The organism is Marinobacter shunpengi, assembly GCF_045449715.1.
In the GTDB taxonomy this organism is placed as follows: domain Bacteria; phylum Pseudomonadota; class Gammaproteobacteria; order Pseudomonadales; family Oleiphilaceae; genus Marinobacter.
The window spans coordinates 271952-298127 of record NZ_JBJJLA010000009.1; the positions used below are offsets into that span (position 1 = coordinate 271952).

Below are 26176 nucleotides of genomic sequence, written 5' to 3' on the forward strand. Positions count from 1 at the left end.
CATGTGGATCACGGCTTACAACGATAACAGCACCGCCGTGGCGGCCCAAAGCCCGGCGAGGGTCAGATAGATACCGGGGTGAATGCCGGACAACCGCTCCCGCAGCCGGGCCGGCAGGGAGCGTTTCCCCTCGGCCACATAGTGTTCCCGATAGGTCCGATCGAAAACCTGCGAGTACTTCAGGCGCGGATCAGGCACCTTGTCATTGTGCTTCGGTGCCGCCAGCAGGAAGAATAGCCAGGAGCCGGGAAAGATCGCCCCCACCACAAACGCCAGCGCCAGGTTGATACCGGCGTCCCTGACACGCTTGATGGCCAGGCTGATCGTGCTATAGAGCATCAACAGCATCACCGCCACAGCAGCCAGGCCACTGTGACCGGGCATGGCGGTTGTTATGGACAGGGCGGTTAGCAGACCAAGGACTCCCAGGGCAACGCCATACCCCAACAGGCACTCAATACGGGACAGGCGACCCGATACGCCAAACAGGGTTTCCGCCAGCCACGCCCAACCCAGCCGGGCACGGGACCGCCCGCCCAACGCCCGTGCGGCTTCAATGAGCAGACACAGCCGCAACATCTGATCCTCGATAACCGGCATGGTCCCACTGTGATCGGAACTCCACTGGAAACGGTCATCAAAACGAATCAGCACCCCCGGCTCAAATGGACATTCAACCTGCCCCGACTGCAGTACCCGGATTACCTGGGGCAGCAGCCAGCTGCTCACCGCCGAGCTTGACTGGAAGTCGTTCAGCTCTGGCGCCATCAGCAGGGGTTCCCAGCGGGCCAGGTCATTGCGGTGGTCCGGGTCATCCAGCAGCCGGGCCATGGCGGATACCAGCCGGTTCAGTGTTTCCTGCCGGTCCTGGACCTCATCCTCCACCAGCCGAGGGGGTGGCTCGTTCCAGGCATCGGCGCTTTGGCGGTCGGCGCCATCCGGCTCCGGATCTGACCAGGTATCGGTGATGGGAACAACCGGTGATTCCGCTTCCGGCAGGGTCACGGACCAGGTGTCCTCGATAACAGGGGAAGCCTGCCGGGTATCGGCCGACGAAGCGCTCCCCTGGCTGTCCCAGTCAGAGGGCTCCGGCGGTTCGAACCCGGTGTTCTCCGGCTCGACCGTGAATGCCATGGGCCTTGCGGGCGCATCCAGCGTTTTCAGCGCCCACTCGTAAGCCTGGCGCAGTTCCATGAACTCATCCGGATGGTCCTCCGGGTGCACCTCCTTAACCAGGCGTGTATAGGCCCGCTTGATGGTCCTGCGGTCGCTGCCGGGTTCAACCCCCAGTACCTGCCAGGGATTCACCACCGCCCCCGCCGGGCTTTCAGCTCCTCCAGTTTGTCGGAGACCATGCCCCGGGCTTCCTCCGCCCGCTGTGGATCCTGGGAGTCCAGGGCGTCCTCCAGGTAGCGGATAATCTGTTCGATGTAGTCCCGCTCCTCGCCCAGGGCCTCGGACCACATGCGCTCCGCCTCGTTCATCACGGCGATGTTGGCGCTGTCCTCCCGGGGATGGAACTTGAGCTTTTCCATGTTCTTCAGCAGGCTGGCCAGTTCGGCGTCATCCAGGTTGTTGGTGGTGTTCTGGATCACCAGGGTTTCCCGGACGCCGGTACTCACCACATCCACCTGCACCTCCAGGATGCCGTTGATGTCGTAGGTGAAGCGGATATCCACCGATTCCTCACCGGCCCTGGCTTTTGGCACATTCACACTGAGCTCGCCAATGCGGATATTGTTCTTCACCAGCCGCTGCTCACCCTGGTATACCACCACCCGCAGGTCGGTCTGGTTATCGTCGATGGTGAAGAAACGGTCCACCCGGCTGGCGGGGATCACTGTGTTGCGGGGAATCAGCACCGAGAAGAAGCCGGTCCTGTGGCCCTGTTCCATCTTATGGGCGGTCTCAATGCCCAGGGAAAAGGGACAGACATCCGTGAGCACCGTGTCCCGCAGGGCCTGGTTACGCTGCTTGAGGGCTGCCTGCACGGCGGCACCCATGGCCACCACCAGGTCCGGATCAATGGTGGCGGAGGGAATGCGACCGAACAGACGGCCGACAAAGTTCTTCACCAGAGGCATCCGCGAGGCGCCGCCTACCAGGATGACGTCGTCGAAGTCCCCCCGGCCCATACCCGAGTCCTTCACGGAGCGCTCCAGCGGGCCTCGGATACGCTCCAGCAGGTCAGCGCAGCAGTGGCTGAAGTCTTCCCGGCTGAAGCTGACCCGGTGCTCCCCGCCACCCAGCTTGGCAGCGATCTCCACCACCGGTTCGTCCGCCAGCGCTTTTTTAGCCTGGTCGCACAGGCGATACAGGTGGGCCCGCTCCTCCCGGCTCAGGGCCTGGTGGTCCATGGACAGCTTGCCGCAGACCGCACCCACCATGGCAAAGGTGAAGTCCTCGCCGCCCAGAAAGCTGTCGCCACTGGTGGCGTGAACCTCCAGCAGGTCGTCGAACTTCTCCAGGATGGACACATCCAGGGTGCCGCCGCCCAGGTCCACCACAATGAAATTGCGCTCGTCTTCCGCTTCCTGAACGCCATAGGCCAGCGCCGCAGCCGTGGGCTCGTTGATCAGCCGCTCCACGTTCAGGCCCGCCAGCTGAGCGGCATGGAGGGTGGCGGTGCGCTGGTTGTTGTTGAAGTAGGCGGGCACACTGATGATGGCCTCTTCTACCGACTCGCCCAGGTCGCTCTCGGCGTCGGCCTTCAGTTGCTTGAGCACCAGGGCGGAGAGTTCCTCCGGGGAGAAGGTACGGTTACCCAGGGTGACCTTCTCGTTACTGCCCATCAGGCGCTTGAACTGGGAGGCGGTCTGCTCCGGGTGGGACACCAGCCGGTCCTTGGCGGCCCGGCCCACCAGGACCATGCCCCGGTCATCCACGCTGACCACGGAGGGGGTGAGTAACTCGCCGAGAGAGTTGGGAATGATGCGGCTCTCGCCATCCTGCCAGACACTCACCAGACTGTTGGTGGTGCCGAGATCAATGCCTACTACTGCCATGTGCCCGCGCCTTTCCTTAGTGTGGGAACCACTGGGGAAGTCCCTTTTACGGTGGAATTCGAGTATACCCAACCCGGGCAAAAGGAAAAACGGGGCGAAATCACAATGCGGGGAGGATGGCGGACTAACACGGGGTCAGGGTATAACCGGCTCTATCGACTGGACGGGATCGCCTCCGGCGTGACCGGTGGAAAAACGGACTGTCCCTCCTACCCTTCCAGCGATCCGGACGACATGAGACGTTGTTTCGACCGCCGCAACACATCCCAGTCCAGTTTCCCTTCCCGGTCCGCCTGCAACAGCGCATACATCGCCAGGTAGTACTGGTCCGGGTCGAAGCTGATCAGGATGATGTCCACCCCGGCGTTCAGGGCATCCACGGTGGCCTGGCCGACCCCGCCCGGGGCGTCATGGATGGCCCGCATGCAGAAGTCATCGGTGATCAATACGCCCTGGAAGCTCCACTGGTCACGCAGCAACCCCTGCACCACCGGGGTGGATGTGGACACCGGCCGGTCCGGATCCACCTGGGCCAGGATGACGTGGCTGAGCATGATCCAGGGCGGGGGCCCGGAACCTGCTAGCCGGAGGAAGGGCAGCCAGTCGCTCTCCCGAAGCTGGTCCGGGGATTCCGACAGTACCGCACGCTCCACATGGGTGTCGTGGAACACCCGGCCGATGCCCGGGAAATGCTTCAGGGTACATTGCACCCCGAATGCCGCCAGCCCCTGGCAATAGGCGCCTGCCGCCTCGGTCACCACCGCCGGATCGTCGGACAGGGCCCGGGTGGAGATGCGGGTGAACCGGTCCGCCGGGTTATCCACCTGATGGTCGATATCCACCACCGGCGACAGGTTGAGATTCACGCCGAGGGAGGCCAGCCCTTCGCCCTGGCGTCGGCCATAGGCCAGGCTGGCCGATTCAATCGTGGAACCAGGTGCCTGCTCCTCCAGCACGCGCCCCAGGGCGGGCTGTCGTGGCAGTGGCGGAGACAGCCGGGATACGCCCCCGCCCTCCTGGTCCGTGGCAATCCACATCGGGTGGGCATCCTGGGCGGGAAGTGTGGAGCGCAGCCAGTGGATCTCCTGGCGGATGGCCGACTCGTCCATGCCCCCAACGTTATGATGGGTGATAAAGAACCCGGCGACTGCCTTGCGCTGGCCAAGGACGCTGACTTCCTCACGGTTTCGGTAACCGACGATGAAGTGCTGCCCCAGCGCTTCCAGCGTCGCCGGATCGCTGTTGAGCACCGTATACCTCATCCACTGGAAGCGACCTTCCATGACAATAACCTGCCCCAGGGCCGCCGCTGCAATCACGCCCGCCAGCAATGCCAGACCGGACGCCCCGCGATGCCACCGGCCAGTCCGGCCACGGAGGAAGGCCACCACGGCGGCCAGGACAATCAGCAGGGCCACCGCGACGGCAACCACCAGTGCGACCCTGCGATACCCCGCAAAGTCCGGCGAGCGCCAGTCCATGGCAAAATAGCCAAGGGCCAGCGCCAGCAATAACAAGGCGGTTGTGGCCACGTAGATGCCAAGGGTTTTCAATCGCCACCTCCATGTAGGGCTGTTCCGGGCTCAGCTCTCCTGGATCAGGCGGGACGCCCGGTACTGCCGGATATCGGGAGCGCCACTGTAAAGGGTCTCCACAAAGGCATTGCGTTCGTACCAGATGACTTCCAGGTCCCACAGGCAGAAGGAGAAGCGTGAGGTGTCCTCTACCCATTCCTCACCAGTGTGCACCGATACCGAGGTAAACAGTTCGTTGTCATTGCCCCACCAGCATAGCACCAGGTATTTCATGCCCGCGCCGTCGTGGAAGATGGCAAAGGCCGGGGTTTCTGGCCAGTCCACGGCCTTCGACGCCTTAACCTCCGCCAGCCTGGGATAGTAGGGGCTGGTATCCACCGGCTGTCCGGTGGCGGAGATGGTGTACAGCTTGATGCCATCGTCATCCAGCCAGTCGGGGGCGCTTTCTGTTTTTCTGGGTTTGAACATGTCTACTCCATCCTGTGTGGGGGCCGGGTATTTTACCCCAAGCGTCCGGGGAAGCCAGACAGGATCAAGGGTTGAGCACCAGCAGGTTTGGCGCTACCGCATTGAAATCCAGCGCCATGGTGACACTGAGTGCGGTAATGGTGACGATGGAAAAGGCGAAGACCTGCCGCGCCCAGCCGGTGACCTCGATATCCGGCCGGTAACCCCGCAGGGCCATGGCCAGCCACCACAAGCTGGTGGTACAGGCCACGGCCATGAAGGCCACGCCGGTGTATCCCCCCAGGGGCAGCAATACCGTGACCAGGCTGAATACCGCGATGTACAGCACGATATGCCGCCGGGCGCGGGCAATGCCCTGGGCTACGGGCAGCACCGGGATGCCGGCAGCCTCATAATCCCGATAGCGAAAGATGCCAATGGCGTAGGAATGGGGCATCTGCCACAGGCAGAACATCGCCAGCAGGATCAGGGCGCCAGCATCACACCGTCCGGTGACGGCGCAGTAGCCCACCACCGGCGGCATGGCCCCGGACAGGGCCCCCACCAGCGTGCCGTAGACAGAGCTACGTTTCAGCCACAGGCTGTACAGGCCCACATAAACAAGCCATCCGAGCGCAGCAAACGCCACACTGATGCCATTGGTGAACAACGCCAGCAGGGCAAAACCCACCAGACCAAGCACGGCCCCGAACACCATCGCCGCGCGGGCGGACAGTTCCCCGGTCACCGTCACACGGTTACGGGTGCGCTGCATGCGGGCGTCGATATCACTGTCGATACCATTGTTGACCGCGCAACCGGAGGCCACCACCAGCGACAGACCAATCACCGTCGCCAGGAACACCGGCCAGTCGACCTCGCCACGGGCCGCCAGGAAAAAGCCGCCCGCCACGGAGATCAGGTTGCCCATGATGATCCCGGGCTTGGTCACCTTGAGGTAGTGTTTCATTGAGGCCGCCATCATCAGTACATCATCATCGCGTTGGCACTGTAGAGGATCCAGATCGACAGCCCCACCACCATCACGATAATCAGCGCCGAGAACAGGAAGGCGAAGGTACTGGCGCGACTCGCCGGGCTGAAATCCAGGTGCAGGAAGTACTTCAGGTGCACGATGAGCTGGACAATCGCCAGGATCACCACCAGCGGGATCAACGTGGATTTCTCGAACGCGCCGGTCATCACGGCCCAGAACGGAATCACGGTCAGGATCACGGACAGCACGAAGCCCACCAGGTAGGACTTCACGGAGCCGTGACTGGCTTCGTGGGCGTCATGGGCATGGGCGGGTGAATGCTCAGAGGAATGAGAACTCATTACAGGACTCCCATCAGGTAAACCACGGTAAACACACAGACCCAGATCACATCCAGGAAGTGCCAGAACAGGCTCAGGCAGCTCAGCCGTGTCACCGTCTGGCTGCCGAGGCCTCGCTTGCGCACCTCCAGCATCATCACCGCCATCCAGATCAGGCCGGCGGTGACGTGCAGCCCATGCAGGCCCACCAGTGCGAAGAAGGAGGACAGGAAGGCACTTTGCGAAGGACCGTGGCCCTCGACAATCAGGTGATGGAATTCATTGATCTCCATGCCGATAAACACGGCTCCCAGGGCAAAGGTCACCATCAGCCAGCCCAGGGTCGCCGGACGGCTCTGACGGTGGGCGCCAATCATCGCAAAACCGTAGGTGATGCTGCTCAGCAGCAGCGCCGCGGTTTCAATGGCCACATAGTCCAGCTCGAAAATGTTCCGGCCGGACACGCCACCGGCGGTGTTCATGAACAACACCGCGTAGGTGGCGAACACCGACGCGAACAGCAGGCAGTCGGTCATCAGGTAGAGCCAGAAACCGAACACCGTGCTCTCGCCGGTATCGTGGTGGTGCTCGTCGGCCACGTGGGCCGCGTTGGTCATCATATTCATGCCGTAACCTCCCCGGTCCGGTCTGCCGACGCCACACCAAGCTGTTGCAAGTGGGCGGCTTCAATACGTTCGATTTCCTCGGGCTGCACGAAGTAGTCCACGTCGTTGTCATAGGCCCGCATCAGGTAAAACCCGACCGCGGCCACCAGCCCCAGGGCGGCCAGCCAGCCGATGTGCCACACCGCGGCAAAGCCGAAGACGGTGGTGGCGCCGGCAATCAGGATGCCGTAAGGAGTGTTCTTCGGCATATGGATCGGTGCGTACCGGGCCGGGCGCTGGTAGGCGGTGCCCTGCTCCTTCATATCGGTGAAGGTATCGATATCCCGCACCTGGGGCAGTTCCGCAAAGTTGTAGAACTGGGGCGGCGAGGCCGTGGCCCATTCCAGGGTGTGGCCGTTCCAGGGATCACCGGTGGTGTCCTGGTTCTGCTCACGCTGACGGAATGAGACGTAAAGCTGGACGAACTGCAGCACGATGCCCACCAGGATGATCACCGCGCCGACACAGGCGATGGTCAGCCAGAGGTTCCAGTCCGGGTTGTTGGTGTGGTTGAGGCGACGGGTCATGCCCAGGAAGCCGAGCACGTACAGCGGCATAAAGGCGACGTAGAAGCCCACCTGCCAGCACCAGAAGGAGGCCCTGCCCAGGCGCTCATTCAGGTGGAAGCCCATGGCCTTCGGGAACCAGTAGGCAAACCCGGCCAGGTAGCCGAACACGGCACCACCGATAATGGTGTTGTGGAAGTGGGCGATCAGGAACAGGCTGTTATGCAGCACATAGTCCGCCCCCGGCACCGCCAGCAGCACGCCGGTCATGCCCCCGATGGTGAAGGTCACCATAAAGCCCAGGGTCCACAGCACCGGCACCGCCAGGCGCAGCCGGCCGCGATACATGGTGAACAGCCAGTTGAACAGCTTCACCCCGGTGGGCACGGCAATGATCATGGTCATGATGCCGAAGAAGGCGTTCACATTGGCGCTGGAGCCCATGGTGAAGAAGTGGTGCAGCCAGACAATAAAGCCCAGGATGGAAATGGCGCCACTGGCCCAGACCATGGACTTGTAGCCGAACAGGCGCTTGCCGGTGAAGGTGGAAATCACCTCGGAGAAAATGCCGAAGGCCGGCAGGATCAGGATGTACACCTCGGGATGGCCCCAGGCCCAGAACAGGTTGATGTACATCATGGCGTTGCCGCCGGCGTCGTTGGTGAAGAAGTGGAAATCCAGGTAGCGGTCCAGGGTCAACAGCCCCAGTACCGCGGTCAGGATCGGGAACGACGCCACGATCAGGATATTGGCCCAGGTGCAGGTCCAGGTGAAGATGGGCATCTGCATCAGCTTCATGCCCGGGGCGCGCATTTTGAACACCGTCACCAGGAAGTTCACCCCGGTCAGCAGCGTCCCGATGCCCGATATCTGTAACGCCCAGATGTAGTAGTCCACCCCTACTCCGGGACTGAACGACAACTCCGATAACGGCGGATAGGCCATCCAGCCGGTCTTGGCGAACTCGCCCAGGCCCAGGGACAGGTTGATCAGTACCGCACCGCCAGCAGCGAACCAGAAACTCAGGTTGTTGAGGAACGGGAAAGCCACATCCCGGGCGCCGATCTGCAGCGGCAGGGCGATGTTCATCAGGCCGATCATGAACGGCATCGCCATGAACATGATCATGATCACGCCGTGGGCGGTGAAGATCTGGTCGTAGTGTTCCGGTGGCAGGTAGCCTTCCGCCCCGCTGGTGGCCATGGCCAGTTGCGCACGCATCATGATGGCGTCGGAAAAGCCCCGGATCAGCATGATCAGCGCCAGCACAATGTACATCACGCCAATGCGCTTGTGGTCCACGGACGTCAGCCAGTCGTGCCAGAGCACGCCCCACTTCTTATACACCGTGAGGGCAATAACCAGGGCGATGCCGGCCACGCCGACCACCGCCAGGGTTCCCATGATAATGGGCTCATGAAAGGGAATCGCATCCAGCGACAGATTACCGAGTAGCGACATGGTCCTGGGCCTCCTCTGGTGTGGCCGAACCGGACAGAGCGGATGCCTGTTCAGCGGATGGGTGGACGGGGGATGAACGCTCAGCGGATCCGTGGTGTTGGGGCCCCTCGTTCCAGTCGTTGTAGTTCTGCATGTACCGGTCGATGATCTGGTGGAACAGGCCGTCGCTGACGCTGCCAAAGTGCTCCACCGGGTGGTCTTCGCTGGGCTCGGCCAGGGTGGCGTAACGCTCCGGGGTCAGGGTCGGATTGTCGTGCCTGACGGACGTTACCCACTGCTCGAACGCCGCATCGCTGGTGGCGATGGCATCGAAATGCATATCGGAGAAGCCCTCACCGCTGTAGTTGGCCGAAATGCCGTGGTAAGTGCCGGGCTCATTGGCGATCAGGTGAAGCCGGGTCTCCATGCCCGCCATGGAATAGATCTGGCTGCCCAGTTGAGGGATGAAGAAGGAGTTCATGGTGGATTCGGAAGTGATCCTGAACTGCACCGGCACATCCACCGGGAACACCAGCTCATTCACCGACGCCACGCCCTGTTCCGGATAGATGAACAGCCACTTCCAGTTGAGGGACACCACCTGCACGGTCAGCGGCTCACGCTCATGATCCAGGGGTTTATAGGGGTCCAGCGCGTGGGTGGAATACCAGGTTATGCCCCCCAGGATCACGATGATCGCCACCGGCACCAGCCAGACAATGGTTTCGATGCGGCCCGAGTGGGCCCATTTGGGGGCATAGATTTCATGGTCACGCCCTTCGCGATACTTCCAGGCGAAGTACAGGGTCATGACGATCACCGGAATGACCACCAGCAACATCAGCAGGGTCGAGACGATGATCAGGGTCTTCTCATCGACACCCACCTGACCCTTGGGGTCGAGCACACCACCCTGACAGCCCGCCAGTGAGAACACGGCAGCCGCCAGCGCAGCTTTTCTGAGGCTACGAACTGACACGAGGATTGATCCCCTAAACACGGAAAGTGACAACATCTGCCCGCAAACGAGGCAGGACGAACACCGGGGATAGGCCGTGGGCAAGCTACGGGGGCGGGAGGATAGCCAGTGACTGCAACTCCGGGAGACAGGCACCCGGATAGCGGCGCTATGTCAGGCGCTGCTCACAGAGGACATGGGAGTACTGGCACCGCGAACCGTTAGCGAATCTTACGCACGGCCCACGGTGGGAGGCGCCCGGCAACCATGGGCTGCACGGGGAACAACACGCGGCGCCGGCGTGGCCGGCAACCACTGACGCAACTGCCGCAGGAAGGCATGGCGCAGGGAGTTAACAAAGTGGAGCAGTAACAGGAGGTGCCGGTATACCAGCAACGGGGAAACAACCAACCCGGCCAGGCCCACGCTGGCAAGCAACTCCAGGGTGATGGCGTTTTCCAGCAACGGGATCAGCTCAGCCGTGTCATAGGCCAGACCGAAGTGGACCAGCGTACCGGCCAGGCCAGTCATCAGCATCGCCAACAGCAACGTCACACCGGTACGAGGTTCCCGGAGGGAAGCCACGGCAGCGTTCTCATTGATGGGTGCTGACAGACTGATCACTTTCACAAACTCATCCGGCAGATGACTGACGCAGAAAGGGCTGCAGGTAAGAGAGGGGAACACAAAAACATTACGTTCCGATCTGGTAGGTAGCGATACTACCAAAGATGGTCAGGGCGCACAAAACCTGCGGGTAGGTAATGCCCGAATGGCCGTTATGGATTGGGCAGCTTCCACTGGTACATGATGAAGTCGCTGGGGCCATTCGTGTAGCGGTCGTAGAAGGCCCTGCCCCGCTCATTGAAATGCTGGGTGATCCAGCGCACCGCCGGCCATCCGCGCTCGGTGGCCAGGTCGCGCAGCGCCTCGAACAACGCATCCGCCGCACCCGTGCCACGGGCTTCCGGCGCCACGAACATATCGTCCAGGAACCCCATCTCACAGCCACCCAGTGGCCGTGGACAGGCCCGCATATGGGCCAGGCCCACCACCACTTCGCTCTCATCCCGCACAACGATGCCTTCCAGCACATGGTTCGGGTCCAGCAGCCAGTTCCAGACGGTGTCTGCGATGGTGTCGTCCATGGGCACGCCGTAGAAGTCCGCGTAGCCATTGAACAGGGTCCGCCATTGGGGTTTGTCGGCTTCAGTTACAAATCCGGTCTGGTAGTTGGTCATCGGGGTCTCGGCTCTCATTTGTCAGGCCTATCGGGATAAGGTACAGGGAAGATGAACAGGCCGGCACTGACGTCATCCGCCGGTTCCCGACCGCTGCTCCCCTCAAACTCTTCCAACATATCCGCGGTGAACGGATCGCCGGATTTCCAGCAACCGCTTCAGGATGGCAGGCTCGGTCTGGAAGGACAAACCGGTTTCACCTTATCCCGCAGGATCTCCGCCAGACGCCTGACACCCGGGCCAACAGCCTCTGCGTCGGCAAAGACCAGATACAGGTCGGCAAGACGCTCACCACCCGATAATGGCAGCGGTTTCAGAACCCCCGCCTCCAGTTCGTGGCGGATCTTGTCCGCCGCCATCCAGGCGAAACCGTACCCCCGGGATACCGCACCAATTAACGTCGCCATATTGGTGACCGTCCACCGCCGGGCCACATCCACCGTACGGGTTCTGTCATCGCGCCTGGCCGACGTGTCGCGCACAACAATGTGCCGGTGCTTGCGCAGGTCACGCAGGGACAGTTCACCCTCAACCTGGTGCAGCGGATGATCCGGATGCGCGACCGGGATAATCCTTGCCCCCGGTTGCAGCACCTCACCGTGATAGCCGGGTGGGGCCTTGGGCAGGATGGCCAGGTCAACCTTGCCCTGCTGCAGCAACTCCGTGCCACCATCGAGCACGGTTTCGTACAGGTTGATCCGGGTCTGGGGACTGACCTCACCGAAAGCATCCAGACATTCAAGCAATAGCCAGGTGGGGAACAGCACCTCCACGGCAATCGCTATCTCACTTTCCCAGCCGGCGGAGGCCCTGCCCGCGGCCCGCTCCATAGCCAGGGAATCCTCCAGCAACTGGCAGGCCCGCTGGTACAGCATCTGCCCCACCGGGGTCAGCACCGCCCTGCGCCCCTGGATGGTAAACACTTTCACCTCCAGCACATGCTCCAGCCTCTGTACCGCGTAGGTAATGGACGACTGACTCTTGTGCAGCGCCTCAGCGGCCCGGGCATAGCCTCCCTCGTCCACCACCGCGACCAGGCTTCGCCATTGCTCCAGGCTGATATGGGGGATAGCGGTCTGCTTGTTATCCATATATCAAATTATTCGATGGTTTAAGGCAAATATTTACGCTTTTACATCGAAACAGTCAATGCTTAAATGATGACCATCCATCATCATCCTATCGGGGGATAACCACATGAGCACCTTATTGAAGATCCAGAGCAGCCTGTTCAACAGCCACGGACAATCATCCGCCCTGGCCACACGCTTTGCCGAAGAGTGGCTGGCGCAGCACCCGGAAGGGAACATCGTCAGCCGCGACCTCGCCGAAGAACCGGTACCGCACCTGAGCCTGGACCGTTTCCAGGCCTTCACCACCGCACCGGACGAACGGACCGAGGCACAACAGCAGGTGGCCGACTACTCGGACGCCCTGATTGAAGAAGTGAAGAATGCCGATATCATCGTGCTGGGCGTGCCGATGTACAACTTCAACGTGCCCACCATGCTGCAGTCCTACTTCGACCATATTGCCCGGGCCGGCATTACCTTCCGCTACACGGAAAATGGACCGGAGGGGTTGCTGAAGGGTAAGAAAGCCTACGTCTTCATCAGCCGTGGCGGGGTTTACGGAGAGGATCACTCCCAGACCAGCTTCCTGCGCCAGATACTCGGATTCATTGGCATCACGGATGTGGAGTTCATCCACGCCGAGGGCCTGGCGTTGAACGAGAGCCACAAAGCGGAAAGCCTGGCTACAGCGGGGGAGCGCATCGGCCAGTTGCTGAGTGCATAGATCAGACGTCTGCCGGAGTGGCGGCTTGGGAGTGTCCCCTGGCCTCTGTCATCAGGCAGCCCGTACATGCTGCCCCGGTACCCGGGGATGCGGCCCAAAGGCATCGTATCCACGAGTACCGGCGCAGTATGAACGATCCGGCCAGCGGGAACCGTAGCGGAGAGCCACCGCCGCGATTGGGCTGCTAGCCCACGTACAGACCTCTAAAGGTCATACTCGTCGTGGCGGCGGTTCCACACATAGGGTTCCGTCTGTGGCCAACCTTCCGGAGAATCCTCCCACGTTTCCTGGCGACCGTACGGTGTCAGGTCCAGGTACGTCCAGTGGCTGCCCAGGTGCTCAATGCCACGGGCACCCGTAAAGTAGGTGCGATAGATGTCGTTTCCGTCCCGGAGAAACACGCTTGCTCCGTGCCTTTCACCATCGGCTGTCGTTACACCGAAATCATGGTTAAAGTCGCTTTCGTATGACGAGTACCAGGGAATCGTCCACCCCATACGGGATCTGTACTGCTGGAGTTTCTCCAAAGGAGCCCGTGACACCATGACCAACGAGGTATCCCGGGCATGCAGGTGGGCCGGGTGAGTCATGGCATCGGCAACCCAGGAACATCCGTCACAACCCGCCTTCCAGTCAGGCGCAAACATGAAGTGATAGACGATAAGTTGGCGGCGCCCACCGAACAACTCGAGGAAGGATATGGGACCTTCGTCGCCATGAAGCTCGTAGTGCTTTTCCACTTTTACCATGGGCAGCTTTCGGCGCTCGGCACTCAATGCATCACGCGCCCGGGTTAGCTCCTTCTCCTTGACGAGCAACTGACTGAGTGCCACTTCCCACGCCTCACGAGAGACGACCTCTGGTAAGGCTTGCTTGTTTGCCGGCATATCTGGGTCTCCTGTCCTAGGCAGATAAAATTTAGGCCCGCCTCACTGAGGCACATAGCGCAAATGCGTGGCATCCGGACCATCAAGAACCTTATCAATGCGAAACTGCGGCGGGGGCTCGGTTAAGTTCTCGAAGAGACGACGCCCACTGCCAAACAATACGGGCGCCAAAGCAATTTCCAGCTCATCAACGAAGCCGAGATTCAGGTACTGCTGGATCACACCGGCTCCACCCGCAATACGAACATCACGACTGCCCGCGGATTCTCGATCCAGCGTTAAGGCAGACTCCGGTCCGTCATTACCGATGGTACTCCCCTGCCCGTTCTGGCTGGTACACAACCTCCTCGATACGGACACTCAAGAGCCCTCCGCCAGGCTTTGGCCATTCGATTTGATCTCCCTGCGAAAGCCCTAGTAAAGCGCTCCCCACGGGAGCAAGAATTGAAATCGTATTACCGCTAGAGTCCATATCCTTTGGATACACCAACGTCAGGTTGAACTCCTCCTGTGACGACTCTACCCGAAACCTTACCGTTGAATTCATGGATACAACGGTGGATGGGATCTCCTTCGGATCCACTATTTCCGCCCGCGCGAGTTCGTTCTCCAATTCCGCTTTACCAGGAAATGCGCCGTCTGACACAGAGTCCAATAACGCCTCAAGCCTCTCTGCATCACGCGATGAGATGACAATATTTGGTCTGGCATTCATATTCACTATCTTCCCTACATAGAGTTGTTTGATTTGGGTTCTGCCCAACGCCCTGGCTTTGCAGCGTGCCGGAGCGCGGGCCCATCCGAGAACCCTGGATAGCCGAAGAGACATTTCCGGGCTAATACCGCTATCCCCTTTGAGAAGCCGAGACAAAGTGGAAGGAGAGCCCCCGGACTGGAAGCAAGCTGACGGGAACTGATACCGAAAGGCTCCAGGTACACATCCCGAATGAATTCACCAGGATGTGGCGGATTATGCATAGTCATTAATGATAATCCTCATCATCAAGAATGTAGTCGTTGCCGTCCTGAAATTCGAACGTCATGCACCAGTTTCCGTTACCCCGAATCGACCACCACCCTTTGTCTTTAGCCTTCAATAGGAGCAGTCCATATCATATGGCGCGTATCCCTTTTAACAGTAGCTCCATGGCCCCTAACGCCTGCCTCAGCCGTTCTTTGCTGCGTTCACACTCAGCAATCCAGAATGCTGCTTCAGCCAAGCTGCCGTAGATCATTAGGGCCAACGCTTCGGGATCGGATTGCTCCACAATGCCAAGCTGCATGAGCTGCTCTAGCAATGTTTGCATAGAGGTTACGCAATACCGTTGCTCGTTAAGGGAAGGGTTACCTAAGACCGCCCTGGCATCACGCAGCACTATGCGCTGGATCTCGGGTTCCTGTGCCATCTCCAGGTAGGCCTGGCAGCGGTTCCTGAAACCTTCCCAAGCATCGTCGGCACCATCTGAAATGGCCTGTAGCCGTGCGTCCATTTCAGCGTCAATCTGTGCGACCACCGCCATCAACAATCCTTTCTTATCACCGAAGTGATGATAAAGCGCGCCGCGAGTTAGGCCGGCCTGTGCGGTGAGGTCGTCCATCGAGGTATCGGCGTAGCCCTGCTCACTGAAGACCTGGCGCGCAGTAGCCAGCAGCTTGGCACGGGTTTTTTCCATCTCGGCTCGGGTACGTCGAACCATCGCCTTCTCCTTCTTCATAAATACGTCGGCGGACCATTTACATACAGCGCGTATGATTATACTCTAATCATACGCGCTGTATGTATTATTCCCGCCCAACTCTGCTTTAGCAAGTTGAGCCCTTTAGAAAAGGAGAGTTGGTATGCCCAATCCATATCGCGAGCTGTTCGACGCCCATGGCACCAAAGGCTTTTCTGTGGCTGGCCTGGTGGCGCGTATCCCGCTGCCGATGACTGGCATCGGCATCATTACCATGCTGTCACAGCTACGCGGCAGCTACGGCCTGGCCGGTGCCGTGGCCGCTACCTTCGTACTGACCTATGCGCTGATGTCGCCGCAAGTCTCGCGCCTGGTCGATCGGCACGGCCAAAGCCGGGTATTGCCGGCTGCTGCCGGGATCAGTGTGGCAGGTATTTTGCTGTTGCTTGCCTGCTCGTATTGGCAGATGCCCGATTGGACGCTATTTACAGGTGCGGCACTGGCGGGCTTTATGCCGAGCATGTCGGCGATGGTGCGCGCCCGCTGGACTGCCATCTACCGGGGCAAGCCCCGCCTGCAGACTGCCCACTCTCTGGAAACGGTGCTCGATGAAGTGACTTTCATCGCGGGCCCACCGCTGTCGGTGGGGCTATCTGTGGCACTGTTTCCCCAGGCCGGCCCGCTGGTGGCGGCGATGCTGCTGGCGGTTGGTGTACAGGTCTTTGTCGCGTTACGTGGTACTGAGCCACCGTTAGAGCAGCACGACGCTGCGGTGGACAACACCGGCTCGGTTATCCGGTTGACAGATGTACGACTGTTGACGGTGCTGATGATCGCGATGGGGGTCATTGTCGGGACGGTAGATATCGTCAGCGTTGCGTTTGCCGAGCAGATGGGAAGCCCCGCAGCGGCCAGCTTCGTGTTGTCGGCGTATGCTATCGGCTCCTGCCTGGCTGGCCTGCTGTTCGGTGCGCTCAAACTAAAAACCCCGCAGCACCAGTTGCTGCTGCTCGGGGGCTTGGCAACCGCAACAACGACACTGCCACTGTTGCTTGCGGGCAATATTGCTGGCTTGGCCGGGGCGGTGTTTGTCGCGGGTCTGTTCTTTGCCCCTACCATGATTGTGGCAATGTCACTGGTTGAGCGCATGGTGCCGGAAAACAAGCTGACCGAGGGTATGACCTGGCTGCTTGCGGGGTTGAATGTCGGAGTCGCGATGGGGGCGGCAGTCTCAGGCCAGGTCGTGGATATGGATGGGGCGCGTGCTGGTTTTAGTGTTGCCCTGGTCGCAGGGGGAACAGTGTTGCTCATGGGACTATGGGGGTATCACCGTATGCGAAAACACTCGATCGCAATGTCTTATTCCATGTAATAGTGGTGGGGCTGGCGTGCCCACTACACCGGGGGAAGTGCAGCGTCCGGTGCTGTGAATTGTTAGTAGCGATACTCGCAGAAAGGCAGAATGCGCTGCCATTTCTGTAGTTCCGATTCATCATTGCTGCCGCCATACCTACCGTTTTGATAGGCATCGATCATAAACTCTACTGCGTATTCATAGCGCTGCTCAGCTGCCATACGGATATAGCTGAGACCAATTTCTTCGTTTTGATCGACGCCATTACCATTCAGGACGTCCAATCCATAGCACCATTGGGCTGGCGCAAAATCTTCTTGGGCTGCCTTCAAGTAGAACTCAGCCGCTTTGCTTTGTTCACCCAATTCATAAAGTTTACAGCCGTGCCTGTATTGGGCTTCAGGGCAGCCGCCTTCCGCTGCTAGACGTATAATTTCGTCATATTTCTGGTCAAACTCAGCGTCGCCAAGAGGCGGAGTATCTTCACCAAGATTCGGCATACCCGATTTGAGCCAAAGCGCCCTGGGGTGGGATTTTGCCCAATAGGGCTTAAGGATTTCCCTGGCCATAACTAACAGCATGTCGTAATGATGCTCATCAGAGCACCACCCAAGTGCACCCAAAATCAGTTCTGCTTGCCTTAATTCGCCTTCTATTTCCATTGCCCAACTCTTGGTGCTACTAACGCCGCTCAGCACGCGCGGTTGCGGAATGGAGGCACAGCCGCAATGCAGTAACCGTCGCCGTGACTGGCATTGGTTAGCACTTGTTGACGCCTGCGTATATGCTGATAATATACTTTCATGATCAATTGGGCACAAGTTACTGGCTTTGACTGGGACGAAGGCAACTCACGCAAAAACGCGGAGAAGCATGGCGTCAGCCAGTCCGAAGCGGAAGAAATTTTCTTTAATGAGCCGCTTCTGGTGCTGGAGGACTCCAAACACAGCCAGACTGAGGCCCGTTTTCATGCCCTTGGTGAAACTGATGACGAGAGGCTGCTCCACATCACGTTCACGCTAAGGCAGCACGGCACGCTGATCCGAGTGATTTCCGCTCGCGACATGCACCGCAAAGAGAGGGCTGTTTATGAGCAAGCTAAAAAAGATGCCTGAATTCAAAAACGAGGCAGAAGAGCGAGCGTTCTGGGAGACCCACGACTCCGCCGATTACCTGGACTGGAGTCAGGCAAAACCGGCCTCATTCCCGAAGTTGAAGCCCTCAACTAAAACTATCTCACTCCGCTTGCCTGAAACTCTGCTTGATCGGATCAAAATTGAAGCTAACAAGCGGGATATGCCCTATCAGTCTCTGATCAAGGCTTGGCTTGCAGATGACGTGAACGACAGTCGTCGGGCTTGAGGTGCTAACGCCAACAGCACGCGCGGCTGCGAAATGGAGGCGAAGCCGCAATGTAGTAGCCGTCGCCGTGACTGTACTTGTTAAAGGTTTTTGCCACGGTACCAGGTCCCAGACTGAAATTCTGATGGGATCTCCTGCTCCCCAGGATCGTCGTACCCCATGCTCTCAAGTGTGTCGAACCAGAGATCACGCTTGGACTCGGGTAGTTTTTGACCACAATAGGGACAGTAGCTTATGGACGATACTGCTGTACCGCCGTCATGAATGATGAGGCCGTACTCATCAAACTTTTCATTGTAAGAGAAGAGCGCGTCCGGGCATTCGAATCTATTCTCATGCTCTGCACAGTTATGTTCCAGAGCCTTGGTCATCGCGGAACAACAATGTCTCATGGCTCGATACCTTTAACGCCGCCAGCACGCGCGGCTTTGTAGTGGAGGCGAAGCCGCAACGGAAAAGCCGTCGCTGTGCCTGGCCTTGTTATGAGCAACTACACTCTCGACCAAAACCTATGCCTCCACGCAGCTTGTAATCCAAAGTTTGCCCGCTTTGTAGAATCGGCGCCTTACGTACATACATTTTGAAGCCAGTAGCACTTATTTTGAAGTCACCTTCCTGGCACTCAAAACGGAAATCGTACTCGTTGAAGCGGCCATTCTTCGTTTTTCTTTCATTCTCCATGTGCAGGTCAGCGACCTCTAGTTCACCTTGCCTGGATTCAATATCGAGTAAGACGTCGTAAGCATTTTCAAAAACCATCGTGACGGGTGCAACCCAGAACTTGAAATACGTCTCACCTTCTATTGGATGGACCCACTGGAATATGTAATCGAGATCTACCATAAACTCGAATTTCTCTGTATCAGCCAAGAATCCCCATATTTTGGAATCGTGCCATCCCATTATGGAGAAGTCTTTTTCAGACCAAATGCTTTTCTCAAGTTCGTAGGTTTGCACTCTCATGCCTCATAACGCCAGTGGTAATGGGCGCCAACGGAGCGCAGCGCAGTTGGCGTCCCGTTGACCACCTGGTTAGGAATCACCATGCTCGCCCCGTTGACCAGTTTTAGCGATCTCCGACCGACATAGCCGGAATAAGAAGAATGCAACAGCTGTAGCGAGGCAGGCCCAAACAAGCGGATCCCATCGAAGGTTTGGATACCTAACTACTGTTTGAGTACTGCTTGGCAGTGGCTCGAACGGGTGCACCGCATAGACATTTATAGAGAACTCGTATGCCTGATAGGCCGCAACGAAAAGTGCCAGAGTCGTTCCAATTCCCAATAAGACGGCCATGACTGATCCCGTTCTCATATGATTTCCTAACAGCAATTAGGTGCCCCCAGACTTGAAGGTGACCCGGGGGTACTCGTAATCCAGGATGCTGACACAGTCATTGATCCCTGCCACCAGATACTCTTTTAGCTGACCGTTTTCCGCGATGAACGGCGCTGTTTCGCGAGCGGCTTCAGTGGCTAGCCAACCATTATCCAAGACCTCGAATACCCAGTGATCCTTGGAATCGTCGCACCAGAACTCCAGCAATTGACCTTCATCGAGTACGCGAAAGCCTTCCACCACTTCAAAATCAACATAGACTATCTCATTGGACCGGAACGCAAGAGTGAGGCGTAGCGTCCACAGGTCATAGTTGACCGTGAGAAGCTCCGGCACATTGCCTTCTTGTCTCGCTTCTATCCCCTTGAGGCGAGGGAATTTCATATTCCACCTAACGCAACCAGCAGGCGCGGGTTTGTAGTGGAGCCGAAGGCGCAACGGAAAACCCGTCGCCCTGCCTGGGCTTGTTAACAGGTTGGGGATCTCACCGCCACCACGGTGACCTCTACCAGAACATCACCTTCCAATTCTACGCCCAAGCACGCTCTTTGCGGCCAGTTAGCCTGATCTGGACCAATCCATGAACACCATGCTTCATCCATTTGCGACTTTTCATTCATTTTCGCGATGAATACCTGAGCTGAAAGTATGTTTTCTTTACTTGAGCCAAGCTCTTTCAAGTTCTCAGAAATTACTTCGAGAGTTTTCCGTGTTTGCTCTTTGGTGCCTACGCTTGTATCCGGTGAAGTAGCCACGGAAAACACAAGGTCTTTGTACGCTGAAGACTTATTTCTGCCTTTATATATTCCGGCTATCCGATCGATCATGCTACTACCCATTGACTGTTAATGCTAAGCGCACCGGTGACCTTGACGTAGCGAAGCGGAGACGAGGGCATCCGAGTGACGCGCCTGGTTAGCTGCTCCCAAGCATGTACGCACGAAGCTGGCGCTCCTCTCGCATGACATAGAGGACAAGAACCCGCTTCTTATCCTCACGATAAAAAATGCGACACGGTGGAACCACTACCTCCCTGTATACCGAATTAGGGAGTTCTGGAGGAATCCGTCCGGATTGGGGAAAGTCTTCCAAGCGCTCGGTCCTATCGAAAACTTCTTGGACCAGATGACTTGCGGCAACAGGATTATCCAGAGCAATGTACTCAGCGATGGCATCCAGTTCTTGAAGGGCAGGCTCCGTCCAGATTACTTCAGCCATTTACTCATTTTCTCCCTGGCCTCACTTTGGCTGTACGTTCTTCCCTCAAGTACAGCACGCTCTCCCCGTGAGAGCCCCTCAAGCAGCTCAAGTCGGCGCTGCATGAACTCGTAATCCTGTACATCAACAAGATAAGCCGATGGCTGGCCATGTTCCGTGATCAGTACCGGCTCTTTGGACAGATGCAGGTCTGCCAAGATTTTTGTGGCTTGGCGTTTAAGGTTTGTAACAAGTTCAACTTTCATGGGCTCACCCTGATCCAAATTGATAGTGATACTATAGTATCACTATGCGGGTGAGGCAATCACAGCTAACGCCGTTGTTCAGCGGCAGCCTTGGCAGAGCGAAGCGGCGACAAGGCTGTCCGGTGGAGGGCCGCCAGGCCCGGAACGAACTGCAACTACTGGTTATAAGGCCTTACCAAAACAGATGCAATTAAGCCCATCAAGAGACAAACCGGTACCGTAACGGAAAAAAGCCACCACGATGGACTACCAAGCTCTTCGCCCAACCAGAAAAAACCTAGACTGTAGATCGAATAGCCCACGATCACAGACGCCGCTGCGTTGACCACATACCGAAAGGCGGGATTAATCGGCAACTTTAAACCTTGCAACCAAGCACAAAGAAAACTGTATGTTCCCGCATAAATTACGAGCAAAAACAAAAGTGGCGGAATAGACAGGGAAAGGTACGCTACCAGAACAACCTTTCCAAAAAGCTCAAATACTTGCGTCAGGTCGATTCCTGCTGAGCTTCCGTCCAAGAAATCACCAATGGACAGAGCAAGAGTGAAAAAGAATGCACACAATCCCGGCGATAGTACGGAAGTCACCATGAACACTTTGAGAGCTGAGATAATAGACAAAACTATCGGACTTCCTTGGCCTTATAACGCTAGCGGTAACCGGCACCGGAGCGAAGCGCAGGGAACCATAGCCCGCAAGGGATATGGTGTCCGGTTGACCGCCTGGTTAAGGGCCGTTTACCCGTGGTTTTGTATTGGCACTCTATACCGAATGCCTACTCCCGATACCTTGCAACAACTCGACCCATGGCGCCAGGAACCAGAGCACCGAATGGACGGATTTTGTCCGAGACTATACTGGATTGCCCCGCGACCTTTGCACCGAATTACCAGCCGATGCCGATGGCAGACCAAGGGGTGTGTTTCTGCCGAGGCCAAACACCGGAGCCGGCCACAAACACCATACCCAAGAACACGACAGCCAGGCCTTTAACGCCTGCAGCATGCGCGCCCATGGAATGGAGCCGAAGGCGCAATGTAATGGGCGTCGCCGTGCCTGCAATGGTTAGCCGATACGGTCGATCTTGGCGACATCCCGAATATACCCCTGTTGATACAGTTCAAGCGCAATCGCTTTCAATTCCTTTGACTCGTGCTCGGTTAATTCATCTTGCTCAACGAGCACCTGATACCTCTTTTGCATCACCCGAACCTCCCTTTCTGCACGTCGACAATCAATACACCGGGTACAGTGAGCGTCAACCCAAAATTGAAGTTCTTCGAACCACCACCTTTGTTCAAGCGCAAAAAACAGGAACCTGCGACCACAAACCTCGCATGTCTCTTCGATATCGACGTATATCGACCGAGAATAGACCGCGAACCTCTGCTTGCTAATATTTGCAGGGATAGCTGTCTGAGCAAAATACTTCAAACTTGAATACCGCCAGTGCCCCGCTTCTATTTCAGAGTCAGTAAACGAATACCGTGAAGGAATAGGTTGATTTCCATACCTCGGATGATTCACGTATACGTTTTTTATGGGACCACCTCCTGTGGCTTACTGCCCAGCGGCTAACGCCGGCCATAAGGGGCGCCCTGACAAGGGCGTCCCGTGGAGGGCCATCGGCCCGGAACAGACTTAATGGCTTTGTTAAGTTGGTTCACGGTCGACGCCCAATGCTTGAACCTCACTTTCGTATTTTTGGAGCGCTGAGCGCAGTTGACCAGAGTAGGTCTCAGTATGATGTATGTACCACACCACGATGGTGAACAAGGCAAAGAAGGCCAACGCACATGCGAAATATTCCTGCTGAACAATACCGTATAGGGCAAGAACCAAAACAGGCAGCAGGTATGGAAGAAAAGAAGTGATAGCGGGCCTGAAGCCACCCTTTTCCGTCAGGAGCCGCGCGACGATGGCTTTTTCTTCCGTGGATAAAATCACCATTTCTCCTTCAACTTAACGCCGTTGTTCAGCGGCAGCCTTGGCAGAGCGAAGCGGCGACAAGGCTGTCCGGTGGAGGCCCTTAAGGGCCGGAACGTACTGCAACTATTTGTTATGACTGCCTTTAAGTTCCTTGCCAATCTCTGACATCAGTTTTTCTGCTGATTTCGATGTCGTTGCTCTGCTTCTTTCTTTCCTTCTGTATATACGCCTCACTTGCAGGTAAGTCAGAATATTATGTTTTAGCGATAATTTACGAATATACTTCTGGAGTTTCTCTTGGCTCACATCGAGAGTCACCTCATAAATCGATAGCATTCTTATGTACGCTTCCTGATTTTTTGAACTCTCGCGAAGTGTATTCTGCTTATTCTTAATCAAAAGTTCATATAGTTCTTCAAGTTCAATTGCTAGAACTGGGTAAAAAGGAGCGACCTTATCAATTGCTGACTTCAGATCAGCAGAAACCGACTGTGGGGACATAAAATACCGCTGCAATATATCTTGTCGCGACGATTCATAGGCTTCCCAGCTGTCAGAAAAATCTTTCATGCCTTCACACGCACTAACAACTAACTGAATCTGATGTTCAACTCTGATTAGCTTTGTAATAAGCGAACCTATTAGTTGCTCCTTATTACCACGATGCCGGTAAGCTGCACTTACGACCGTTAGTAACCATCCGAGGAAAACCCCAGCAAGGGGCCATAAGTATTGTTCATTCATTTTGGTACACCATAGTACTCATAACGCTAGCGGTAACCGGCACCGGAGCGAAGCGCAGGGAACCATAGCCCGCAAGGGATATGGTGTCCGGTTGACCGCCTGGTTAAGGGCCGATTACCCGTTGTTTTGTATTGGCACTCAATACCGAATGCCTACTCCCGATACCTTGCAGTAACTTGACCCATAGCGCCAGGAAACAAAGCACCGAATGGGCGGGTTTTGTCCGAGGTTAAACCGGATGGCCCCGCGACCTTTGCACTGAATTACCAGCCAGCGCCAATGGCAGAGCATGGGGTGTGTTCCTGCCGAGGCCAAACACCGAAACCGGCCACAAACACCACACCCAAGAACACGACAGCCAGGCCTTTAACGCCAGCCAGCATGCGCGGCTACGGAATGGAGGCGAAGCCGCAATGTAGTAGACGTCGCCGTGCCTGGCCTTGTTAACTGTTTAGTCGCCGACGAAAATGATGCCATAGCCATCGGCCTCCGATTTCCTTAGGGCACTAATCAGCAGCCCGTAGATACTGCGACCGTTGTCTTTCGCCTCAAGAGACTCGATGAGAGGCTTTACCCCAGAGTTCAATTTAAGGTCACTGTACTGATCAATGAATAATCCGGTTTTTTCCCGGTACAACTCGATTGCAGGGAATATCTCGGCGTATTCTGAGTCACTGATAGACAGCAGGCGATCCTTCGGCCGACCATCGATGAGTTTGTGAATGTCTATGCTCATAGGCTTATACAGTTAACGCCCGCAGCATGCGCGGCTTTGTAATGGAGGCGCAGCCGCAATGGAAAAGCCGTCGCTGTGCCTGCGATTGTTATGCATTGCTAGATCACCCAAGACAGAAGCCAGCCCAGAACCAGAGCCAGTGGCGGCATCCCAACGGCTAGCTGTGCCTGTGGTGTTCCAAATGCTCGGCCAGCGAGCGACAGAATAATCGTGGCCAGCCATACAAATGCGACACCATAGAAGGCAATGCCTGCGAAGTTATTAAAGCGATTCCAGGCTTCTACGTCCCCGACGCCAGACTTATCCATTAGTTGATCCGCTTGCCATGCGAGTCCTAAAAACCCCGCGACCAAGAGCAGTTGAACCAATAACGAGATGCTTAAAACTCTATTCATGCACGACCTGCATAACGTCCCGCTCACCCGCACATACTGCGGAGAGCGTTTTTGTGTAAAGTGGCGCGCAGCGACACACAAAAACGAGCGTAGCAGTATGTGTCGGTGTGCAGCGGTTTGTTAAGTTTTTTGGTAGTAAGCACGTACAATCTCCTTTGCCTGCTCTTCTGTGATCTCATTAAGTGAAACTTGGTTTAGAACTTGACCAGGTTCGCTATATGAACAGGTAACTACTACCGAGTAAATTTCCTTCTTTCTAGCCGAGCTTGAAGCTTTATTAGCAAAGTGTTGGTACACAGATATTATGTGTTCCCATATTATTATTTCATTTAAAGGGTTTTTATCTCTCCTGAATCCATCCTCCCATTCCTCATAACTAAGAGGATACACTTCCGATAAGTTGGACATGATAGATTCTATGCGCGCCTTCATTTCCCCTTGGAAAGGCTCATGCTGATATTCGCCCTGTTGAAGCTGGGCGCTATTGGCCCAATATTCCTTTCCTTCGTAGCTTACTCGTACCATTCCTGGTCCAATTTGATCAGAAGGTACTGTAGAAACATCTCCGGTCTCTACATCTATCACTTCAACATTTTCAGCCATAACCACACTAGATATTAATAATGAAAGGAAAATTGCTCGATACATAATTCAAACTTAACGCCAGTGGTAATGGGCGCCAACGGAGCGCAGCGTAGTTGGCGTCCCGTTGACCACATTGTTAGCGCTTTACGCGATGCCGAAACACCACCCCGACAGCGGCAAACGCACTTAAGTATATTGATTGGGCGACTCCTGAAGCGAGGTAGTCGATTCCGCCCGGGCCAGGCATTCCGTTGGTCCCGTTGACCTGATCTTGTTGCATTTCGGCAACGCCGCTCCAGAGCAAGGCTGTGTCTAGCGCGCCGACTAAGAAGCCAACCGAGGCCGCGATTAGGAAAGGGTTTCTGATCGCAAACCAGCCTATTACGATGCCTGGCATAACGTTCAAAGCGGCGATCAGGACGTTGACCCAAGGCGCGATAAAGGGGAACCGGCGCGCCTCTGGCATGTCCAGATTGACGAGGAACCCAGAGGCCTGAGATGCGCCGAACGCAAGCAAAAAGCCAATGATCGCTACAATAATTTCGGCTTGCTTCAGGGGTTCCTCCTGTGGCGCTAACATTTGTATCGTAGTCGCCACGACCATTTTTCCAGCGACTCATATCTCAGTTGCAGTTTCTCCGAAACTATGCAAAAAACCGCTTCTGGTCAATTACTTCCTGCCGTTTCCGGTTTCACCCTTTCTGGAAAAATGATCATTGCGACTACTATCCCCAATTTTAGACAAAATCGTAACACCATGATTAATAGACATTATTAGGAGATATTTCAGATA

The 26176-nt window shown here is 56.8% G+C and carries 36 protein-coding genes and 1 pseudogene; 4 read left to right on the forward strand and 33 right to left on the reverse strand.

Annotated elements, in window-relative coordinates; genetic code table 11:
• Positions 1 to 15 precede the first annotated feature (15 nt).
• The 12 genes from ACJO3T_RS04285 to ACJO3T_RS04340 all read right to left on the reverse strand — a co-directional run bounded on the left by ACJO3T_RS04285 (position 16) and on the right by ACJO3T_RS04340 (position 12205).
• The gene (locus ACJO3T_RS04285; RefSeq protein ID WP_406977882.1) at positions 16 to 1308 is read right to left on the reverse strand and encodes a DnaJ domain-containing protein; all 1293 of its coding nucleotides are present in this window, start codon (positions 1306 to 1308) and stop codon (positions 16 to 18) included.
• Complete coding sequence (locus tag ACJO3T_RS04290; RefSeq protein ID WP_406977884.1) at positions 1305 to 3005, reverse strand: Hsp70 family protein; 1701 nt, start codon at positions 3003 to 3005, stop codon at positions 1305 to 1307. Before ACJO3T_RS04290 ends, ACJO3T_RS04285 begins: the two co-directional genes overlap by 4 nt.
• 209 nt (positions 3006 to 3214) lie before the next feature.
• Positions 3215 to 4558, reverse strand: coding sequence for a glycoside hydrolase family 3 N-terminal domain-containing protein (locus ACJO3T_RS04295; RefSeq protein ID WP_406977886.1), 1344 nt, complete (start codon positions 4556 to 4558; stop codon positions 3215 to 3217).
• A 30-nt stretch (positions 4559 to 4588) separates the two neighbouring features.
• Positions 4589 to 5008 carry a hypothetical protein gene (locus ACJO3T_RS04300; protein ID WP_406977888.1) on the reverse strand — a complete coding sequence of 140 codons (420 nt, stop codon included), beginning with the start codon at positions 5006 to 5008 and terminating at the stop codon, positions 4589 to 4591.
• Between the two features lie 64 nt (positions 5009 to 5072).
• Positions 5073 to 5969: a heme o synthase gene (cyoE, locus tag ACJO3T_RS04305; RefSeq protein WP_406977928.1), complete on the reverse strand. Its 897-nt coding sequence runs from the start codon at positions 5967 to 5969 to the stop codon at positions 5073 to 5075.
• 2 nt (positions 5970 to 5971) lie between these two features.
• The gene (gene cyoD, locus ACJO3T_RS04310; protein ID WP_406965884.1) at positions 5972 to 6325 is read right to left on the reverse strand and encodes a cytochrome o ubiquinol oxidase subunit IV; all 354 of its coding nucleotides are present in this window, start codon (positions 6323 to 6325) and stop codon (positions 5972 to 5974) included.
• Positions 6325 to 6930 (reverse strand): cytochrome o ubiquinol oxidase subunit III, encoded by a 606-nt coding sequence (cyoC, locus tag ACJO3T_RS04315; protein WP_406977890.1) that lies wholly within the window; start codon positions 6928 to 6930, stop codon positions 6325 to 6327. Before cyoC ends, cyoD begins: the two co-directional genes overlap by 1 nt.
• Positions 6927 to 8936, reverse strand: coding sequence for a cytochrome o ubiquinol oxidase subunit I (gene cyoB, locus ACJO3T_RS04320; RefSeq protein WP_406977891.1), 2010 nt, complete (start codon positions 8934 to 8936; stop codon positions 6927 to 6929). The genes cyoC and cyoB overlap by 4 nt, the downstream gene beginning before the upstream one ends.
• Positions 8920 to 9894 (reverse strand): ubiquinol oxidase subunit II, encoded by a 975-nt coding sequence (gene cyoA, locus ACJO3T_RS04325; RefSeq protein WP_406965879.1) that lies wholly within the window; start codon positions 9892 to 9894, stop codon positions 8920 to 8922. The genes cyoB and cyoA overlap by 17 nt, the downstream gene beginning before the upstream one ends.
• A gap of 210 nt (positions 9895 to 10104) precedes the next feature.
• Positions 10105 to 10503, reverse strand: coding sequence for a hypothetical protein (locus ACJO3T_RS04330; protein WP_406965878.1), 399 nt, complete (start codon positions 10501 to 10503; stop codon positions 10105 to 10107).
• A 149-nt stretch (positions 10504 to 10652) separates the two neighbouring features.
• A complete protein-coding gene (locus ACJO3T_RS04335) occupies positions 10653 to 11132 on the reverse strand; it encodes a GNAT family N-acetyltransferase (RefSeq protein ID WP_406965877.1) in 480 nt (159 codons plus the stop codon).
• A gap of 140 nt (positions 11133 to 11272) precedes the next feature.
• Positions 11273 to 12205: a LysR family transcriptional regulator gene (locus ACJO3T_RS04340; RefSeq protein WP_406977892.1), complete on the reverse strand. Its 933-nt coding sequence runs from the start codon at positions 12203 to 12205 to the stop codon at positions 11273 to 11275.
• Positions 12206 to 12311: 106 nt separating this feature from the next.
• Between ACJO3T_RS04340 and ACJO3T_RS04345 the strand changes: the two genes are divergently transcribed.
• On the forward strand, positions 12312 to 12911 hold the full coding sequence (locus ACJO3T_RS04345; RefSeq protein WP_406977893.1) for an FMN-dependent NADH-azoreductase: 600 nt from the start codon (positions 12312 to 12314) through the stop codon (positions 12909 to 12911).
• A 203-nt stretch (positions 12912 to 13114) separates the two neighbouring features.
• Here the strand turns inward: ACJO3T_RS04345 and ACJO3T_RS04350 are convergent, their stop codons facing one another.
• The 5 genes from ACJO3T_RS04350 to ACJO3T_RS04370 all read right to left on the reverse strand — a co-directional run bounded on the left by ACJO3T_RS04350 (position 13115) and on the right by ACJO3T_RS04370 (position 15495).
• Complete coding sequence (locus ACJO3T_RS04350; protein ID WP_406965872.1) at positions 13115 to 13798, reverse strand: DUF899 domain-containing protein; 684 nt, start codon at positions 13796 to 13798, stop codon at positions 13115 to 13117.
• Between the two features lie 42 nt (positions 13799 to 13840).
• Positions 13841 to 14158, reverse strand: a complete 318-nt coding sequence (locus tag ACJO3T_RS04355) for a dihydrofolate reductase family protein (RefSeq protein WP_406965871.1) — start codon at positions 14156 to 14158, stop codon at positions 13841 to 13843.
• Positions 14100 to 14513: a nucleoside diphosphate kinase regulator gene (gene rnk / locus ACJO3T_RS04360; protein WP_406966188.1), complete on the reverse strand. Its 414-nt coding sequence runs from the start codon at positions 14511 to 14513 to the stop codon at positions 14100 to 14102. The genes ACJO3T_RS04355 and rnk overlap by 59 nt, the downstream gene beginning before the upstream one ends.
• 268 nt (positions 14514 to 14781) lie before the next feature.
• Positions 14782 to 14895 (reverse strand): type II toxin-antitoxin system RelE/ParE family toxin, encoded by a 114-nt coding sequence (locus ACJO3T_RS04365; RefSeq protein WP_406965869.1) that lies wholly within the window; start codon positions 14893 to 14895, stop codon positions 14782 to 14784.
• Positions 14896 to 14910: 15 nt separating this feature from the next.
• On the reverse strand, positions 14911 to 15495 hold the full coding sequence (locus tag ACJO3T_RS04370) for a TetR/AcrR family transcriptional regulator (RefSeq protein WP_406966186.1): 585 nt from the start codon (positions 15493 to 15495) through the stop codon (positions 14911 to 14913).
• A gap of 142 nt (positions 15496 to 15637) precedes the next feature.
• On the opposite strand from ACJO3T_RS04370, the gene ACJO3T_RS04375 reads away from it, so the two are divergent.
• Positions 15638 to 16846 (forward strand): MFS transporter, encoded by a 1209-nt coding sequence (locus tag ACJO3T_RS04375; protein ID WP_406965868.1) that lies wholly within the window; start codon positions 15638 to 15640, stop codon positions 16844 to 16846.
• 62 nt (positions 16847 to 16908) lie between these two features.
• On the opposite strand, the gene ACJO3T_RS04380 is transcribed toward ACJO3T_RS04375, so the two are convergent.
• Positions 16909 to 17490: a tetratricopeptide repeat protein gene (locus ACJO3T_RS04380; RefSeq protein WP_406977894.1), complete on the reverse strand. Its 582-nt coding sequence runs from the start codon at positions 17488 to 17490 to the stop codon at positions 16909 to 16911.
• 141 nt (positions 17491 to 17631) lie between these two features.
• On the opposite strand from ACJO3T_RS04380, the gene ACJO3T_RS04385 reads away from it, so the two are divergent.
• Both ACJO3T_RS04385 and ACJO3T_RS04390 read left to right on the forward strand, forming a co-directional pair.
• Positions 17632 to 17943 (forward strand): BrnT family toxin, encoded by a 312-nt coding sequence (locus ACJO3T_RS04385; RefSeq protein ID WP_406977895.1) that lies wholly within the window; start codon positions 17632 to 17634, stop codon positions 17941 to 17943.
• Complete coding sequence (locus ACJO3T_RS04390; protein ID WP_406977896.1) at positions 17918 to 18190, forward strand: BrnA antitoxin family protein; 273 nt, start codon at positions 17918 to 17920, stop codon at positions 18188 to 18190. Before ACJO3T_RS04385 ends, ACJO3T_RS04390 begins: the two co-directional genes overlap by 26 nt.
• A gap of 80 nt (positions 18191 to 18270) precedes the next feature.
• Here the strand turns inward: ACJO3T_RS04390 and ACJO3T_RS04395 are convergent, their stop codons facing one another.
• The 15 genes and pseudogenes from ACJO3T_RS04395 to ACJO3T_RS04465 all read right to left on the reverse strand — a co-directional run bounded on the left by ACJO3T_RS04395 (position 18271) and on the right by ACJO3T_RS04465 (position 25981).
• A complete protein-coding gene (locus ACJO3T_RS04395; RefSeq protein ID WP_406977897.1) occupies positions 18271 to 18582 on the reverse strand; it encodes a DUF6980 family protein in 312 nt (103 codons plus the stop codon).
• 88 nt (positions 18583 to 18670) lie between these two features.
• A complete protein-coding gene (locus ACJO3T_RS19660) occupies positions 18671 to 19147 on the reverse strand; it encodes a hypothetical protein (RefSeq protein WP_504925143.1) in 477 nt (158 codons plus the stop codon).
• Positions 19148 to 19522: 375 nt separating this feature from the next.
• Positions 19523 to 19912 carry a hypothetical protein gene (locus ACJO3T_RS04405; RefSeq protein ID WP_406977898.1) on the reverse strand — a complete coding sequence of 130 codons (390 nt, stop codon included), beginning with the start codon at positions 19910 to 19912 and terminating at the stop codon, positions 19523 to 19525.
• A gap of 83 nt (positions 19913 to 19995) precedes the next feature.
• A complete protein-coding gene (locus ACJO3T_RS04410; RefSeq protein WP_406977899.1) occupies positions 19996 to 20355 on the reverse strand; it encodes a Rid family hydrolase in 360 nt (119 codons plus the stop codon).
• Between the two features lie 88 nt (positions 20356 to 20443).
• The gene (locus ACJO3T_RS04415; RefSeq protein WP_406977900.1) at positions 20444 to 20746 is read right to left on the reverse strand and encodes a type II toxin-antitoxin system RelE/ParE family toxin; all 303 of its coding nucleotides are present in this window, start codon (positions 20744 to 20746) and stop codon (positions 20444 to 20446) included.
• Positions 20734 to 20991, reverse strand: coding sequence for a type II toxin-antitoxin system Phd/YefM family antitoxin (locus ACJO3T_RS04420; protein WP_022990189.1), 258 nt, complete (start codon positions 20989 to 20991; stop codon positions 20734 to 20736). Before ACJO3T_RS04420 ends, ACJO3T_RS04415 begins: the two co-directional genes overlap by 13 nt.
• 155 nt (positions 20992 to 21146) lie before the next feature.
• Positions 21147 to 21614 (reverse strand): hypothetical protein, encoded by a 468-nt coding sequence (locus ACJO3T_RS04425; RefSeq protein WP_406977901.1) that lies wholly within the window; start codon positions 21612 to 21614, stop codon positions 21147 to 21149.
• Positions 21615 to 22059: 445 nt separating this feature from the next.
• Positions 22060 to 22197: a hypothetical protein gene (locus ACJO3T_RS04430; protein WP_236074974.1), complete on the reverse strand. Its 138-nt coding sequence runs from the start codon at positions 22195 to 22197 to the stop codon at positions 22060 to 22062.
• A 21-nt stretch (positions 22198 to 22218) separates the two neighbouring features.
• A pseudogene (locus ACJO3T_RS04435) lies at positions 22219 to 22521 on the reverse strand (zinc-ribbon domain containing protein); the annotation flags it as partial.
• 126 nt (positions 22522 to 22647) lie between these two features.
• Positions 22648 to 22944, reverse strand: coding sequence for a hypothetical protein (locus tag ACJO3T_RS04440; protein ID WP_406977902.1), 297 nt, complete (start codon positions 22942 to 22944; stop codon positions 22648 to 22650).
• Between the two features lie 102 nt (positions 22945 to 23046).
• Entirely contained in the window at positions 23047 to 23667 is a 621-nt protein-coding gene (locus ACJO3T_RS04445; protein ID WP_406977903.1) for a hypothetical protein, read from the reverse strand.
• A 451-nt stretch (positions 23668 to 24118) separates the two neighbouring features.
• Positions 24119 to 24403, reverse strand: coding sequence for a hypothetical protein (locus tag ACJO3T_RS04450; protein WP_406977904.1), 285 nt, complete (start codon positions 24401 to 24403; stop codon positions 24119 to 24121).
• A 98-nt stretch (positions 24404 to 24501) separates the two neighbouring features.
• The gene (locus ACJO3T_RS04455; RefSeq protein ID WP_406977905.1) at positions 24502 to 24798 is read right to left on the reverse strand and encodes a hypothetical protein; all 297 of its coding nucleotides are present in this window, start codon (positions 24796 to 24798) and stop codon (positions 24502 to 24504) included.
• Between the two features lie 120 nt (positions 24799 to 24918).
• Entirely contained in the window at positions 24919 to 25401 is a 483-nt protein-coding gene (locus tag ACJO3T_RS04460; protein ID WP_406977906.1) for a hypothetical protein, read from the reverse strand.
• A gap of 118 nt (positions 25402 to 25519) precedes the next feature.
• A complete protein-coding gene (locus ACJO3T_RS04465; protein ID WP_406977907.1) occupies positions 25520 to 25981 on the reverse strand; it encodes a hypothetical protein in 462 nt (153 codons plus the stop codon).
• Positions 25982 to 26176: the final 195 nt, after the last annotated feature.

Excerpts from the sequence above, each read along its gene's own strand:
- ACJO3T_RS04290 (WP_406977884.1), bottom strand. The coding sequence starts at position 3,005 with ATGGCAGTAGTAGGCATTGATCTCGGCACCACCAACAGTCTGGTGAGT.
- ACJO3T_RS04300 (WP_406977888.1), bottom strand. The coding sequence starts at position 5,008 with ATGTTCAAACCCAGAAAAACAGAAAGCGCCCCCGACTGGCTGGATGAC.
- cyoE (WP_406977928.1), bottom strand. The coding sequence starts at position 5,969 with ATGGCGGCCTCAATGAAACACTACCTCAAGGTGACCAAGCCCGGGATC.
- cyoD (WP_406965884.1), bottom strand. The coding sequence starts at position 6,325 with ATGAGTTCTCATTCCTCTGAGCATTCACCCGCCCATGCCCATGACGCC.
- cyoC (WP_406977890.1), bottom strand. The coding sequence starts at position 6,930 with ATGAATATGATGACCAACGCGGCCCACGTGGCCGACGAGCACCACCAC.
- cyoB (WP_406977891.1), bottom strand. The coding sequence starts at position 8,936 with ATGTCGCTACTCGGTAATCTGTCGCTGGATGCGATTCCCTTTCATGAG.
- ACJO3T_RS04335 (WP_406965877.1), bottom strand. The coding sequence starts at position 11,132 with ATGAGAGCCGAGACCCCGATGACCAACTACCAGACCGGATTTGTAACT.
- ACJO3T_RS04340 (WP_406977892.1), bottom strand. The coding sequence starts at position 12,205 with ATGGATAACAAGCAGACCGCTATCCCCCATATCAGCCTGGAGCAATGG.
- ACJO3T_RS04345 (WP_406977893.1), top strand. The coding sequence starts at position 12,312 with ATGAGCACCTTATTGAAGATCCAGAGCAGCCTGTTCAACAGCCACGGA.
- ACJO3T_RS04350 (WP_406965872.1), bottom strand. The coding sequence starts at position 13,798 with ATGCCGGCAAACAAGCAAGCCTTACCAGAGGTCGTCTCTCGTGAGGCG.
- rnk (WP_406966188.1), bottom strand. The coding sequence starts at position 14,513 with ATGAATGCCAGACCAAATATTGTCATCTCATCGCGTGATGCAGAGAGG.
- ACJO3T_RS04370 (WP_406966186.1), bottom strand. The coding sequence starts at position 15,495 with ATGGTTCGACGTACCCGAGCCGAGATGGAAAAAACCCGTGCCAAGCTG.
- ACJO3T_RS04375 (WP_406965868.1), top strand. The coding sequence starts at position 15,638 with ATGCCCAATCCATATCGCGAGCTGTTCGACGCCCATGGCACCAAAGGC.
- ACJO3T_RS04380 (WP_406977894.1), bottom strand. The coding sequence starts at position 17,490 with ATGGAAATAGAAGGCGAATTAAGGCAAGCAGAACTGATTTTGGGTGCA.
- ACJO3T_RS04385 (WP_406977895.1), top strand. The coding sequence starts at position 17,632 with ATGATCAATTGGGCACAAGTTACTGGCTTTGACTGGGACGAAGGCAAC.
- ACJO3T_RS04390 (WP_406977896.1), top strand. The coding sequence starts at position 17,918 with ATGAGCAAGCTAAAAAAGATGCCTGAATTCAAAAACGAGGCAGAAGAG.
- ACJO3T_RS04395 (WP_406977897.1), bottom strand. The coding sequence starts at position 18,582 with ATGAGACATTGTTGTTCCGCGATGACCAAGGCTCTGGAACATAACTGT.
- ACJO3T_RS04405 (WP_406977898.1), bottom strand. The coding sequence starts at position 19,912 with ATGAAATTCCCTCGCCTCAAGGGGATAGAAGCGAGACAAGAAGGCAAT.
- ACJO3T_RS04410 (WP_406977899.1), bottom strand. The coding sequence starts at position 20,355 with ATGATCGATCGGATAGCCGGAATATATAAAGGCAGAAATAAGTCTTCA.
- ACJO3T_RS04415 (WP_406977900.1), bottom strand. The coding sequence starts at position 20,746 with ATGGCTGAAGTAATCTGGACGGAGCCTGCCCTTCAAGAACTGGATGCC.
- ACJO3T_RS04420 (WP_022990189.1), bottom strand. The coding sequence starts at position 20,991 with ATGAAAGTTGAACTTGTTACAAACCTTAAACGCCAAGCCACAAAAATC.
- ACJO3T_RS04430 (WP_236074974.1), bottom strand. The coding sequence starts at position 22,197 with ATGCAAAAGAGGTATCAGGTGCTCGTTGAGCAAGATGAATTAACCGAG.
- ACJO3T_RS04440 (WP_406977902.1), bottom strand. The coding sequence starts at position 22,944 with ATGGTGATTTTATCCACGGAAGAAAAAGCCATCGTCGCGCGGCTCCTG.
- ACJO3T_RS04445 (WP_406977903.1), bottom strand. The coding sequence starts at position 23,667 with ATGAATGAACAATACTTATGGCCCCTTGCTGGGGTTTTCCTCGGATGG.
- ACJO3T_RS04450 (WP_406977904.1), bottom strand. The coding sequence starts at position 24,403 with ATGAGCATAGACATTCACAAACTCATCGATGGTCGGCCGAAGGATCGC.
- ACJO3T_RS04455 (WP_406977905.1), bottom strand. The coding sequence starts at position 24,798 with ATGAATAGAGTTTTAAGCATCTCGTTATTGGTTCAACTGCTCTTGGTC.
- ACJO3T_RS04460 (WP_406977906.1), bottom strand. The coding sequence starts at position 25,401 with ATGGCTGAAAATGTTGAAGTGATAGATGTAGAGACCGGAGATGTTTCT.